Source organism: Microbacterium sp. HMWF026, from assembly GCF_003061325.1.
GTDB classification, from domain to species: domain Bacteria; phylum Actinomycetota; class Actinomycetes; order Actinomycetales; family Microbacteriaceae; genus Microbacterium; species Microbacterium testaceum_E.
Genome location: NZ_QAJB01000166.1, coordinates 1 through 12,651 on the forward strand (window position 1 = coordinate 1; position 12,651 = coordinate 12,651).

13 protein-coding genes and 1 pseudogene are annotated in these 12,651 nt (G+C 71.0%); 12 read left to right on the top strand and 2 right to left on the bottom strand.

From position 1 onward, the window contains the following. Positions 1-516 (bottom strand): Ppx/GppA phosphatase family protein (locus DBR36_RS06975; protein ID WP_375136064.1); only part of this gene is annotated, 516 nt, incomplete at its 3' end. A gap of 73 nt (positions 517-589) precedes the next feature. Here DBR36_RS06975 and coaA point away from each other — a divergent pair. The 8 genes from coaA to tsaE all read left to right on the top strand — a co-directional run bounded on the left by coaA (position 590) and on the right by tsaE (position 9,100). Beyond that, positions 590-1,543, top strand: a complete 954-nt coding sequence (gene coaA / locus DBR36_RS06980) for a type I pantothenate kinase (protein WP_108318179.1) — start codon at positions 590-592, stop codon at positions 1,541-1,543. A gap of 148 nt (positions 1,544-1,691) precedes the next feature. Continuing rightward, entirely contained in the window at positions 1,692-2,564 is an 873-nt protein-coding gene (gene rfbA, locus DBR36_RS06985) for a glucose-1-phosphate thymidylyltransferase RfbA (RefSeq protein WP_108318180.1), read from the top strand. After that, the gene (rfbB, locus tag DBR36_RS06990; protein ID WP_108318181.1) at positions 2,561-3,559 is read left to right on the top strand and encodes a dTDP-glucose 4,6-dehydratase; all 999 of its coding nucleotides are present in this window, start codon (positions 2,561-2,563) and stop codon (positions 3,557-3,559) included. Before rfbA ends, rfbB begins: the two co-directional genes overlap by 4 nt. Before the next feature lie 5 nt (positions 3,560-3,564). After that, positions 3,565-4,968: a bifunctional dTDP-4-dehydrorhamnose 3,5-epimerase family protein/NAD(P)-dependent oxidoreductase gene (locus DBR36_RS06995; RefSeq protein WP_219927626.1), complete on the top strand. Its 1,404-nt coding sequence runs from the start codon at positions 3,565-3,567 to the stop codon at positions 4,966-4,968. Positions 4,969-5,119: 151 nt separating this feature from the next. Further along, on the top strand, positions 5,120-6,970 hold the full coding sequence (gene glmS, locus DBR36_RS07000; RefSeq protein ID WP_108318182.1) for a glutamine--fructose-6-phosphate transaminase (isomerizing): 1,851 nt from the start codon (positions 5,120-5,122) through the stop codon (positions 6,968-6,970). A gap of 119 nt (positions 6,971-7,089) precedes the next feature. Further along, positions 7,090-7,482 (top strand): holo-ACP synthase, encoded by a 393-nt coding sequence (locus DBR36_RS07005; RefSeq protein ID WP_108318183.1) that lies wholly within the window; start codon positions 7,090-7,092, stop codon positions 7,480-7,482. Continuing rightward, complete coding sequence (gene alr / locus DBR36_RS07010; protein ID WP_181373513.1) at positions 7,479-8,600, top strand: alanine racemase; 1,122 nt, start codon at positions 7,479-7,481, stop codon at positions 8,598-8,600. Before DBR36_RS07005 ends, alr begins: the two co-directional genes overlap by 4 nt. Further along, the gene (gene tsaE, locus DBR36_RS07015; RefSeq protein WP_108318185.1) at positions 8,597-9,100 is read left to right on the top strand and encodes a tRNA (adenosine(37)-N6)-threonylcarbamoyltransferase complex ATPase subunit type 1 TsaE; all 504 of its coding nucleotides are present in this window, start codon (positions 8,597-8,599) and stop codon (positions 9,098-9,100) included. The genes alr and tsaE overlap by 4 nt, the downstream gene beginning before the upstream one ends. Here the strand turns inward: tsaE and DBR36_RS07020 are convergent. Next, on the bottom strand, positions 9,078-10,040 hold the full coding sequence (locus DBR36_RS07020) for an alpha/beta fold hydrolase (RefSeq protein ID WP_108318186.1): 963 nt from the start codon (positions 10,038-10,040) through the stop codon (positions 9,078-9,080). The two genes, tsaE and DBR36_RS07020, sit on opposite strands and share 23 nt — an antisense overlap. Before the next feature lie 64 nt (positions 10,041-10,104). Here DBR36_RS07020 and tsaB point away from each other — a divergent pair, with 64 nt between their 5' ends. From tsaB to DBR36_RS07040, 4 genes and pseudogenes are all read left to right on the top strand, one after another. Beyond that, on the top strand, positions 10,105-10,737 hold the full coding sequence (tsaB, locus tag DBR36_RS07025; protein WP_108318187.1) for a tRNA (adenosine(37)-N6)-threonylcarbamoyltransferase complex dimerization subunit type 1 TsaB: 633 nt from the start codon (positions 10,105-10,107) through the stop codon (positions 10,735-10,737). Further along, positions 10,737-11,273, top strand: a complete 537-nt coding sequence (gene rimI, locus DBR36_RS07030) for a ribosomal protein S18-alanine N-acetyltransferase (RefSeq protein ID WP_108318188.1) — start codon at positions 10,737-10,739, stop codon at positions 11,271-11,273. The genes tsaB and rimI overlap by 1 nt, the downstream gene beginning before the upstream one ends. Continuing rightward, the gene (gene tsaD, locus DBR36_RS07035; RefSeq protein ID WP_181373515.1) at positions 11,273-12,373 is read left to right on the top strand and encodes a tRNA (adenosine(37)-N6)-threonylcarbamoyltransferase complex transferase subunit TsaD; all 1,101 of its coding nucleotides are present in this window, start codon (positions 11,273-11,275) and stop codon (positions 12,371-12,373) included. Before rimI ends, tsaD begins: the two co-directional genes overlap by 1 nt. Then, positions 12,370-12,651, top strand: a pseudogene (locus DBR36_RS07040) (hypothetical protein); the annotation flags it as partial. The gene tsaD and the pseudogene DBR36_RS07040, both read left to right, overlap by 4 nt.

A 12,651-nucleotide genomic window follows, 5' to 3' on the forward strand; every position in this document is an offset into this window, starting at 1 on the left:
ATCGTGGGGGAGGAACCGCACCGTCGAGCGGCCGGCGCCGAGGGGGACGGACTCGGCCAGATCGGGCAGTTCGTCGGCGCCGCCGGCGATCTCGAGCGACCCGCCGCCGATGTCGAACAGCAGGATCTGCCCCGCAGACCAGCCGAACCACCGGCGGACGGCCAGATAGGTCAGTCGGGCCTCGGTCTCGCCTCCGAGCACCTGCAGCGGCTGGCCCAGCGTCTGCTCGATGAGCGCGATCACCGCGTCACCGTTCGTGGCTTCGCGCACGGCCGAGGTCGCGGTGGCGAGCAGCTCGTCCACCCCCTCGGCGCGGGCGCGGTCGCGGGCGGCGGTCACGGCATCCACGAGTCCGCGCACCCCCTCGGGGGAGATCGATCCGTCCGGCTCGAGGTAGCGCATGAGGCGCAGCACCGAGCGATGCGAGCTCGTCGCCGTGGGGCGCCCACCCGCCCGGGCGTTCGCGACCAGCAGGTGGACGGTGTTCGAGCCGATGTCGAGGACTCCCAGGCGCACGGTCCGAGCGTAGCGAAACGCGCGCGACGCGCGGGGCACCGGGCGTCTGCGGCCCCGCGGGTAGCATGAGCGGGTGTCCGCCGCCGAGACAGCCGTTCCCGCACCGTCGCTGAGTCCCTACCGCCAGATCGGGCGCGACGACTGGGCCCGCCTCGCCGGGGGCATCCAGCAGCCCCTCACCGAGAACGAGATCGTGCAGCTGCGCGGGATCGGCGACCGCCTCGACCCGCGCGAGGTCGCCGAGGTCTACCTGCCCCTCAGCCGCCTGCTCAGCCTCTACGCGCGGGCGACGCGACGCCTGGGGGCCGATACGAGCGCCTTCCTGGGTGAACCGGATGCCACGACCCCCTTCGTCATCGGCGTCGCCGGATCCGTGGCGGTGGGCAAGTCCACGATCGCGCGCCTGCTGCGCGAGCTGATGAGCCGCTGGCCCGACACCCCCCGCGTCGAGCTCGTGACCACCGACGGCTTCCTGTACCCCAACGCCGAGCTCGAACGGCGGGGGCTCATGGAGCGAAAGGGCTTCCCCGAGTCGTACGACCGCCGGGCGCTCGTGGAGTTCCTCAGCACGGTGAAGTCGGGCGCCGACGAGGCGCGCGCCCCGTTCTACTCCCACGTGCGGTACGACATCATCCAAGACGCCCACGTCACCGTGCACCGGCCCGACGTGGTGATCGTGGAGGGGCTGAACGTGCTGCAGCCGCCGCCGTCGCCGAACGAGGTCGCGGTCAGCGATCTGTTCGACTTCTCGATCTACGTCGACGCCGACGCCGCGCACATCGAGCGCTGGTACGTCGACCGCTTCCTCGCCCTGCGCGACAACGCCTTCACCAACCCCACGTCGTTCTTCCGCGTGTTCGCCGACATCAGCGACGAAGAGGCCGTCGAGCGGGCGCTCGGCTACTGGCGCGAGATCAACCTGCCCAACCTCGAAGAGAACGTGCTGCCGACCCGGCACCGCGCCAAGCTCGTCCTGCAGAAGGGCGCCGACCACACGGTCGAGTCGGTGCTGCTGCGCAAGCTCTGAGCAACCCCTGGTCCGGCCGGCGGTCCGTCGCCGGGTGATGTCGCCGGTCGTCACCCGTCTGTTCACCCCGGGATCGCCGCGAACTCACCTGGCGCGCGGGAATCGCGTCGGTGGGCGGTCCCCCGAGAGGTGCTGAAACCCTGGCGGGGTGAAAGGGATCATTCTTGCGGGCGGGACGGGAAGCCGTTTGCACCCGATAACGCTGGGCGTCTCGAAGCAACTGCTGCCGGTCTACGACAAACCGATGGTCTATTACCCGCTCTCCTCACTGATGCTCGCGGGTATTCGAGAGATCCTCGTCATCACCACGCCTCACGACGCGCCGCAATTTCGCAGGCTGCTCGGCGACGGCTCCCAGTTCGGCATCCAGCTCTCCTTCGCCACACAGGCCTCGCCCGACGGCTTGGCCCAGGCATTCCGCATCGGGGCGGACTTCATCGGCGATGACAAGGTCGCGCTGGCGCTGGGAGATAATGTTCTGCACGGCCCCGGTCTCGGCGCCCAGCTCGAGCGCCATACCGGCGTGATCGGAGGCGCGATCTTCGCGTATCGGGTCGATGATCCGCGAGCGTACGGCGTCGTCGAGTTCGGCGCCGACGGGGTCGCCCTCTCTCTCGAAGAGAAGCCGCAGATTCCCCGGAGCAATTACGCCGTCCCCGGCTTGTACTTCTATGACAACCATGTCGTCGACATCGCCGCCCGCCTCAAAGTTTCTCGTCGCGGTGAATTCGAGATCACCGACGTGAATGCCGCCTACCTGCGCGAAGGGCGGCTGCGCGTCGAGAAGCTCCCTCGGGGAACGGCGTGGCTCGATACCGGCACGTTCGAACAGTTGACGGACGCCGTCGACTATGTGCGCATCATCCAGCGGAGAACGGGACTCCGTATCGGTGTTCCCGAGGAGATCGCCTGGACGAAGGGGTGGATCTCGAGCGACACCGTCCGCAAGCGGGCGAACCAGATGGTGAAATCGGGTTACGGCTCCTACCTTCTCGACGTGCTGACGAGGGGCGTCGGGTGATGAAGCTTCTCGTCACCGGCGGTGCCGGCTTCGTCGGGTCGAATTTCGTCCATCACGTCGCGACGTCCACCGACCACTCCGTGACGGTACTCGACATGCTCACCTACGCCGGCGCCGAGAGATCGTTGGCGGGACTGCCCGAGGGACGGGTGTGTCTCGTGATCGGCGACATCTGCGACGCCGCCCTCGTGGACTCTTTGGTCGCCCGGGCCGATGCGGTCGTGCATTTCGCCGCGGAGTCCCACAACGACAATTCGCTGCATGATCCCGCCCCGTTCGTGCGCACGAACATCCTCGGTGCGTTCACGCTGCTCGAGGCCGTGCGCCGCCACGACGTGCGTTTCCACCACATCTCTACCGATGAGGTGTACGGCGATTTGGAGTTCGACGACCCCACCCGCTTCACCGAGCAGACTCCATACGATCCGTCCTCGCCCTACTCGGCGACGAAGGCCGGATCCGATTTGCTCGTCCGAGCGTGGGTGCGGTCCTTCGGGCTGCGCGCCACGATCAGCAATTGCTCGAACAATTACGGCCCCCGTCAGCACGTCGAGAAGTTCATCCCCCGCCAGATCACCAACGTCCTGCGCGGGATCCGCCCGCGGCTCTACGGCACGGGCGAGAACGTGCGCGACTGGATCCACGCGGACGACCACTCGTCCGCGGTCCTGAAGATCCTGCACGAGGGACGAGTCGGCGAAACATATCTCATCGGTGCCGACGGTGAGAGGCAGAACAAGAGTGTCGTGGAGATGATTCTGGAGCTGCTCGGCCAGCCCACCGACGCCTTCGACCTGGTGCGCGATCGTCCCGGCCATGATCTGCGTTACGCGATCGACTCCACCAAGCTGCGGACCGAGTTGGGCTGGACCCCCGCCTACGGTGATTTCAGGTCGGGTCTGGCCGAGACCGTCCAGTGGTACCGCGACAACGAGGCGTGGTGGGCAGCATCCAAGGATAGCGTCGAAGCTTTCTACGCGAGCAAGGGACTGTGACGACGGTGTCGATGACGTTCGGCAAGAAGCTCACAGTCCGTTCGACCGCCATTCCGGGGCTGATGGTCGTGGACCTTCCCGTGCACCGTGACGCCCGAGGGTGGTTCAAGGAGAACTGGCAGCGGGAGAAGCTGGGTGCCGTCCTTCCGGGACTCCACGACTTCGGCCCCGTACAGAACAACATCTCGTTCAACACCGATATCGGCACGACACGTGGCATCCATGCCGAACCCTGGGACAAATTCGTGTCCGTCGCCACCGGCCGCGTCTTCGGAGCCTGGGTGGACCTGCGCGAGGGGGACACCTTCGGCGAGGTGTTCACGTGTCAGCTCGACCCGTCCACTGCGGTTTTTGTGCCCCGCGGAGTGGGCAACGCCTATCAAACCCTCGAGCCCGATACCGCGTACACCTACCTCGTCAACGACCACTGGTCTCCTGACGCGGCGTACACGTTCCTCAACCTGGCCGACAAGACGGTCGCGATCGACTGGCCGATTTCCCTGGACGAGGGCAAGACGAGTGCGAACGACCGGTCTCACCCGCTCCTGGCGGACGTCACCCCGATGCCGCCGAAGAAGATGCTCGTCACCGGGGCCGACGGGCAACTCGGTCGTGCCCTTCGGGCCGAGTTCGGCGAGCACCCCTGCGTCGAGTACGCCACTCGCGCCGAGCTCGACCTCACCTCCCGCGATCTCGCCACCGCGCGGCGGTGGCGAGATTACGGCACCATCATCAACGCGGCCGCGTACACCCGTGTCGACGCGGCCGAGACCCCCTGCGGGCGTCGAACCGCGTGGGCGGTCAACGCGACGGCTGTCGCATCGCTCGCGCGCATTGCGATCGATCACAGGCTGACACTTCTCCACTTCTCCAGCGACTACGTCTTCGACGGATCCAAGACTGACGACTACACCGAGGACGATCCGCTCAGTCCTCTGGGCGTGTACGGACAGACGAAGGCGGCCGGAGAGGCCATCGTCTCGGTCGTCCCCCGCCACTACATCGTGCGGACGAGTTGGGTGATCGGCGAGGGCGCTAACTTCGTCCAGAAGATGGTGGAGCTCGGCGCGCGAGGAGTCGATCCCCGCGTCGTCGCCGACCAGACGGGGCGGCTCACGTTCGGGCGGGACGTGGCGTCCGCAGTGCGAGCCCTCCTGACGGATCGGCCCGCCTACGGCGTCTACCACGTGACGAGTGTGGACGGCCCTTCGACGTGGTTCGACGTCGCGCAGGAGACATTCCGTCTCGCTCAACTGGACCCGTCGAGGGTCCGCGCCATCACGTCGGCGGAGTTCGCCCAACTCCGGGCAGATGAAACCGCGCCCCGTCCACGCAACAGCACGCTGAGGGTCGGGCCGTACGGGGCGGGGACCTGGCGCCGACGTCTGAGGGAGCACCTCGAGGGCTAGGCACTCCCTGCGGTCGAGCGCCCACGCGACGTCGGCCGCGGACGACGGGCGGCGTCGCTCTTGGCGGACGGGTGCGGCTCGACCCACGGCATCCCGTCCGCCGCGTGGGTCCGTCGGAGCCGCTCAGCCCCGCCACGTAGAATCGACGACCATGTGCGGAATCATCGGTTACGTGGGTCCTCGGCAGAGCCAGGACATCCTTCTCGCGGGGCTGTCGCGTCTCGAGTACCGGGGGTATGACTCCGCGGGGATCGCCGTGATCGACGGCGACGGCGAGCTCGGCATGCGCAAGCGGGCGGGAAAGCTCGCGGTCCTGCGCGACGACCTCGAGGTCTCGCCGATGCCGAACGGCACGACCGGCATCGGGCATACCCGCTGGGCGACGCACGGCGGACCGACTGACGCCAACGCCCACCCGCACCTGGCCGACGACGACAAGCTCGCCGTCATCCACAACGGCATCATCGAGAACTTCGCCGAGCTCAAGAGCGAACTCGTGGGCGAGGGCGTCGCCTTCCGCAGCGAGACCGACACCGAGGTCGCGGCGGCCATGATCGGTCGCGAGTACGCCCGGACGGGCGACCTCGTCGCCGCCTTCCGCGCCGTCGTGTCGCGGCTCGAGGGGGCGTACACGCTCCTCGCCATGCACCAGGACCACCCGGGACTCGTCGTCGGCGCCCGCCGCAACTCGCCGCTGGTGATCGGCCTGGGCGAGGGCGAGAACTTCCTCGGCTCCGACGTCGCCGCTTTCGTCGAGCACACGCGCAATGCCCTCGCCATCGGCCAGGACGAGATCGTCGCGATCACGCCCGAGGGCGTCGAGGTCACCGACTTCTCGGGCGCCCCTGTCGAGGTTGAGGCGTTCGAGGTGACCTGGGACGCGTCGGCCGCCGAGAAGGGCGGTTGGTCGTCGTTCATGGCCAAGGAGGTCTCGGAGGAGCCCGAGGCCGTGGCCAACACGATCCGCGGTCGCATCCACGAGGGGCGCGTCGAGATCCCCGAGCTCGACGGCATGGACGACTTCCTCGCTGACATCGACCGCATCCTGGTGATCGCGTGCGGGACGGCCGCCTATGCCGGCATGGTCGGCAAGTACGCGCTCGAGACGTGGACCCGTGTGCCCGTCGACGTCGAGCTCGCCCACGAGTTCCGTTACCGCGACCCGGTGCTCTCCGCGCGCACCCTGGTCGTGTCGATCAGCCAGTCGGGCGAGACCATGGACACCCTGATGGCGGTCAAGTACGCGCGCTCGCGCGGGGCCAAGACGCTGTCGATCTGCAACACCCAGGGTGCGACGATCCCGCGCGAGTCGGACGCGATCGTCTACACCCACGCCGGTCCCGAGGTCGCCGTCGCGTCGACCAAGGCCTTCGTCGCGCAGATCACCGCCCTGTACCTGCTCGCCCTGCACGTGGGGCGCGTGCGCGGCGCGGTCGACCCGGTCGTGGCCGTCGAGGCCGTGACCGAGCTCGAGTCCATCCCCGGCAAGATCGCCCGCGTGCTCGAGACCGAGCAGGCGCGCATCGAGCAGCTCGCGCACTGGATGGCCGACACCCGCTCGGTGCTGTTCCTGGGCCGTAACGTCGGGTACCCGATCGCGCTCGAGGGGGCTCTCAAGCTCAAGGAGCTGGCGTACATCCACGCCGAGGGCTTCGCCGCCGGCGAGCTCAAGCACGGCCCCATCGCCCTCATCGAACCCGGCCAGCCGGTGTTCGTCGTCGTGCCCTCGCCCCGCGGCTCGGGCGAGATGCACAAGAAGGTCGTCTCGAACATCGAAGAGATCCGCGCCCGCGGCGCCCGCGTGATCGCGATCGCCGAAGAGGGCGACGTCGCCGTCCTCCCCGCCGCCGACGAGGTGCTGCGCATCCCGCTGGCGTCGCCCCTGTTCGAGCCGCTGCTGGCCGTCGTCCCGCTGCACATCTTCGCGATGGGCCTGGCCGAGGCGAAGGGTCTCGACGTCGACCAGCCGCGCAACCTCGCGAAGTCGGTGACGGTCGAGTAAGCGCACGGCTTCTCTGACGGGGTCGGATGCCACGGCATCCGGCCCCGTCGTCGTTCGTGGCGCAGGCCGTCGATGTCGGTGCGCACGGGCAGAATGAAGGGGATGCCAGAGGAGGGCCCATGATCGTCGGAATCGGCGTCGACCTGGTCGACGTTCCGCGGTTCGAGCAGCACCTCGCCCGCACGCCGCGCCTGCTGCCGCGGTTGTTCGCTCCGGGGGAGCGGGTGCTCAAGCCCCGCTCGCTGGCGGCCCGTTACGCGGCGAAAGAAGCGCTGATCAAGGCCCTGGGCGGGTCGGACGGCGTGCACTGGACCGACATCGAGGTCACCTCCGAGCCCTCGGGCCGGCCCGCCTTCGCCCTGAGCGGAGAGACCGCGACGACGGTGGCCGCGCGCGGTATCACCGACCTGCACCTGTCGATGTCGCACGACGCGGGCCTGGCCACGGCGTACGTCATCGCCGAGGCGCAGGTGCCGTCGGCATCCGTCCCAACCCGAGAGGACCCCGCATGAGGATGGCATCCGGAGTACTGCGCGAAGCGATCGTCGACGTCGACGCGATCGCCGAGAACGTCCGGCACCTGCGCCGGTTGACCGCGTCCGAGGTCATCGCCGTGGTCAAGGCCGACGGCTACGGGCACGGAGCCCATCGCGCCGCGGTCGCCGCCCTGCGGGGCGGGGCGGCGCGCATCGGCGTGTCGGACATCGACGAGGCGCTCGCGCTCCGGCGTCAGGGCATCCGGGCACCGCTGTTCGCCTGGCTGCACGCCCCCGGCGCCTCGTTCGTCGAGGCCGTGCACCACGACATCGAGCTCGGGATCTCGGACCTCGACCAGCTGCTGCGCGCGGGCGCGGCTGCCGAGGGCGACCGCCCCGCCGCGGTGCACCTCAAGATCGAGACGGGGCTGTCGCGCAACGGCATCGCCCCCGCCGACTGGCGTCAGGTGTTCTCGGAGGCGGCGCGGCTGGAGCGCATCGGGCGCGTGCGCGTGGTCGGGCTGTTCTCGCACCTGTCCAACACCAGCCCCGACGACGACCGCGCGGCGCTGGCGCGTTTCGAAGAGGGCGTCGTCATCGCCGCCGCGGCCGGTCTCACCCCGCCCCTGCGCCACATCGCCGCGACGAACGCCGCGATCGCGCTGCCCGAGGCGCGCCTGGGCTGCGTGCGCATCGGCATCGGTCTGTACGGCGTCTCGCCCTTCGACGACCGCTCCGCCGCCGACCTGGGGCTGCGACCGGCGATGACCCTGCGCGGCGCCGTCGCGGCCGTGCGCCGCGTGCCGGCAGGGACGGGGGTGTCGTACGGCTACGCCTATCGCACCCGGAGCGACACGACGCTCGCGCTCATCCCCCTGGGCTACGCCGACGGGGTGCCGCGGCAGGCGTCGGGCCGCGGTCCGGTGTCGATCAACGGCCGCCGCTTCACCGTCGCCGGGCGCATCGCGATGGATCAGTTCGTCGTCGACGTGGGCGATCACCCCGTCGCGGTGGGCGACGAGGCCGTCCTCTTCGGCGATCCGACGCTGGGCGTGCCGTCGGCACGCGACTGGGCGGATGCCGCCGACACCATCGACTACGAGATCGTCACGCGCGTGGGTGCGCGCGTGCCCCGGCGAGAGGGGGGAGCATGAGCGTTCCCGACGACCTGCTCGGAGAGCGCGTCATCGACGGCCCGGGCGACATGGAAGAACTCGGTCGCCTCATCGGCGCGGCGCTCGCCCCCGGTGACGTGGTGGTGCTGACCGGACCGCTCGGCGCCGGCAAGACGACCCTGACCCGCGGGATCGGAGAGGGACTCGGCATCCGCGGGCCCGTCCAGAGCCCCACGTTCGTCATCGCGCGCACGCACCCCTCGCTCGTCGGGGGGACCCCGCTCGTCCACGTCGACGCCTACCGTCTCGGCGCGGCGGTCGAGCTGGACGACCTCGACATCGACGTGGCCGGATCGGCGGTCATCGTCGAGTGGGGGCGCGGGGTCGCCGAATACCTCGCCGACAGCTGGTGGGAGATCGAGATCTCGCGTCAGACCGGGGGGCGCGGGGTCGACAACGCGTGCGGTGAGATCGCGGTGCACACCGTCGAGCTCGATGCCGACGCCCCGCGCACGGTCACGATCTCGCGTCGTCCCTGAACCGGCGGCCACTGCGCGACCGGGTTCGGGCGACCTGCCCCGCCCGCGCCGGGGCGCGGTGGGCGGACCACACCTCGCGCAGGGCGCGCAGGGTCGGCTCGGGCTGTTCGACGTGGGCGAAGTGCCCGCTGTCGGCGAGCACCCGGTCGTCGTAGTCGCTCATCAGGCGCGCCCACTCGCGCGCGTCGCGGGCCGCCACGAAGACGTCGTGCTCTCCGCGCACCGAGCGCACCGGGCAGACGATGCGGCGCCAGACCCCGTCGTCGTGCGTGCGCGAGGCCTTCGCCGCGGCGAGGAAGGCCGACGGGCGGATCCCATCGGCGAGCGCGTCGGTCACCGACCGGTCGACGCCGTCGGGATGGCGGAACAGGGGGCGCGCGAGCGCGTGCAACGCGCCCGCGCGCCGCAGCGTCCGCAGCAGGGGACGAGCCACGGGCCCGAGCGCCTGCAGGATGCGCATCGCCCAGACCATGCCCGCCAGCCACGGCAGGCGCAGCCCACCCGCGACCGGGCGTCGGGTGACCGCGCGCGCTCCCGCTCCGCTGGGCGAGACGACGCCGACGGCGACGGTCTCGCGGGGGAACCGCGCCGCCACGTCGAGCGCGATCACGCCGCCGAGGGAGTGACCCACGATCCGCCACCGCGGATACCCCAGAGCCCGGGCGACCGCCGCGATCGCCACGGCGAGCTCGGCGGGATCGGGAACGGGTCCGGGCGTCTCGCCCCAGCCCGGCAGGTCGATCGCGACGATGTCCGACAGCGGGAGCCGCATCCGGTCCGACGCCGCGATGAGCTGCTGCCACGTCCGCCACGACCCGGCGGCCCCGTGCAGCAGGACCGTCGCCACGGGACTGCCCGACGCCCGGCCCGCACGCACGACGATCGGCCCCACCCCCGTGGGCACGACGACGCGGCGCAGGCCGAGGTCGGTGGCATCCATGCCTCTTGTTCGGAGCGGAGGGGGTGGACGGATGCCGTGTCGGGGCGCCGACTACCCTGGAAACGTGATCATCGGCATCGACACCTCGCTCGGCACCGCCGTCGCGGCGATCGCGCGCGACGGGGAGGTGCTCGCGGACGAGCAGAGCTCCCACCCGCTCGGCCACGCCGAGGTCATCGGCGACCTGCTGCGCCGCGCTTCGGCCGTCGCCCCGACGCCCACGCACGTCGCGATCGGCATGGGACCGGGGCCGTTCACCGGGCTCCGCGTCGGCATCGCGACGGCGCGCGTGTACGCGCTCGGACGGGGCGTCCCCGCGGTGCCCGTCCCCAGCCACGACGGCGTGGCCCTGGGGCTGCTGCTGTCGGACGCCGTGATCGGCGCCGAGACGGGACGCTTCGCCGTCGTCACCGACGCGCGACGCCGGGAGTTCGCCTTCAGCGTCTACGAGGGCATCGACGACGACGGGCTGCCGATCCGCGTAACCGACGCCGCGCTCAGCGCCCGCGACGACCTCGACGCGACCCTCGAGGCCGCGGGGGCCCGCCGCTACGACGCGACGAGCGTGTCGGCGGCGATGATCGCGCTCGCCGCCGCTCGCGCGATCGACGCCGGCCGCACCCTCGCGGGCACCGAGCCGCTGTACCTGCGCAATCCCGACGTCGTCGCGGCGCACGCCCCGAAGCGGGTGAGCTGATGACCACGCGCGCCGCGACCCCCACCGACCTCGACGCCATCATGGCCCTCGAGCACGCCTCGTTCCCCACCGACGCCTGGAGCCCCGCGATGATGCGCGAGGAGCTGTCGTCGCCGCACGGCTTCTACGTCGTGGTCGAAGAGGCCGGGCGTCTCGTCGGCTACGCCGGTCTGCGCGCGGTGCGCGGGGCGCGGGATGCCGACATCCAGACGATCACGATCTCGGAGTCCGCGCGCGGGCGCGGGCGCGGACGGGCGCTGCTGGGCACCCTGCTCGACGAGGCCGTGGGGCGCGGCGTGCACGACGTCTTCCTCGAGGTGCGCGCCGACAACCCCGTCGCCCAGGCGCTCTACGCGTCCGAGGGCTTCGCCGAGGTGGGGCGCCGTCCCCGCTACTACCAGCCCGACGACGTCGACGCGATCGTGATGCAGCTCGACCTGCGCGGGTGGGCCGCCCGGCGGGGGGACGCCGCGACCGGCGACGACGCGCGCGGACCGATACCCGCTGGTCCGACCGACGGAAAGGGATGGTGCTGATGGACGCGCCCCTCGTGCTGGGTATCGAGACCAGCTGTGACGAGACCGGCATCGGCATCGTTCGTGGACGCCGGCTGCTGAGCAACACCATCGCCTCGAGCATGGACGAGCACGCCCGCTACGGCGGCGTCGTCCCCGAGGTCGCCGCGCGCGCCCACCTCGAGGCGCTGCAGCCCTCGATCGATGCGGCACTGGCCGAGGCGGGCGTCACACTCGCCGATCTCGACGCGGTCGCGGTGACCAGCGGCCCGGGGCTCGCGGGGGCCCTCATGGTCGGCGTCGGCGCGGCCAAGGGCCTCGCCGTGGCGCTCGACAAGCCGCTCTACGCCGTCAACCACCTCGTGGGCCACATCGCGGCCGACATCCTGGATGCCGACGCCGGAGAGCTCGAATACCCCACGGTCGCCCTGCTGGTCAGCGGGGGCCACACCTCTCTGCTGCTCGTGCGCGACCTGACCAGCGACGTCGAACTGCTCGGCGAGACGATGGACGACGCCGCCGGCGAAGCGTTCGACAAGGTCGCACGACTGCTCGGGCTGCCCTACCCCGGCGGGCCCGAGATCGACCGCGCGGCCGCCGAGGGCGACCCCACGGCGATCCGCTTCCCGCGGGGGCTGTCGCGGGCGTCGGACATGGCATCCCACCGCTACGACTTCTCGTTCTCGGGGCTGAAGACGGCCGTCGCCCGATGGGTTGAACAGCACGAGGCCACGGGGCAGCCCGTGCCGGTCGCCGACGTCGCGGCGTCGTTCCGCGAGGCGGTCGTCGACGTCCTCGTGACGAAGGCCCTCGACGCGTGCGCGCGCTTCGGGGTTCCGCGACTGCTGCTCGGCGGCGGCGTGATCGCGAACAAGCGTCTGCGCGACGTCGCGCTCGAGAGGGCCGAGGCGGCCGGTGTCGCCGTGCGCATCCCTCCGCTGCGGTTGTGCACCGACAACGGTGCGATGATCGCCGCGCTCGCGGCCGAACTCATCTCGTCGGGCCGCCGTCCGTCGACCCTCGCGTTCGGCGCCGACTCGACGCTGCCCGTCACCGAGATCCAGGTGGCCGAGGACTCGGATGCCGAGGCTCCTCGACCGCGCTCCGGCGGCGCCGCGTGAGCGAGCCGCTGCCGACGCGACGCACGCGCAAAGAGGCGGCGACGCCCCCGGTACCCACCCTTCCGGCGGCGGAGGCCGCCGCTCTCGCCGCCGCGCTGCCCGAGGCGCCGACTTCAGCCGACGCGTCCGACCCCGAACGCCTGCCGACCGCGCAGCTCGAGATGGCCGCGTTCGGCGACCACGTCATCCCCTACGTGCCGCCCGCGCCCCCGCCCCCGCGGTCGTTCGCTCCCTGGGCGCTCGCCGCGGCGATCATCGCCCTGCTGGCGGCCCTGTTC

Coding starts and splice junctions, on each gene's coding strand:
- DBR36_RS07005 (WP_108318183.1), top strand. CDS start 7,090: ATGATCGTCGGAATCGGCGTCGACCTGGTCGACGTTCCGCGGTTCGAG.
- tsaE (WP_108318185.1), top strand. CDS start 8,597: ATGAGCGTTCCCGACGACCTGCTCGGAGAGCGCGTCATCGACGGCCCG.
- glmS (WP_108318182.1), top strand. CDS start 5,120: ATGTGCGGAATCATCGGTTACGTGGGTCCTCGGCAGAGCCAGGACATC.
- alr (WP_181373513.1), top strand. CDS start 7,479: ATGAGGATGGCATCCGGAGTACTGCGCGAAGCGATCGTCGACGTCGAC.
- tsaD (WP_181373515.1), top strand. CDS start 11,273: ATGGACGCGCCCCTCGTGCTGGGTATCGAGACCAGCTGTGACGAGACC.
- DBR36_RS07020 (WP_108318186.1), bottom strand. CDS start 10,040: ATGGATGCCACCGACCTCGGCCTGCGCCGCGTCGTCGTGCCCACGGGG.
- rimI (WP_108318188.1), top strand. CDS start 10,737: ATGACCACGCGCGCCGCGACCCCCACCGACCTCGACGCCATCATGGCC.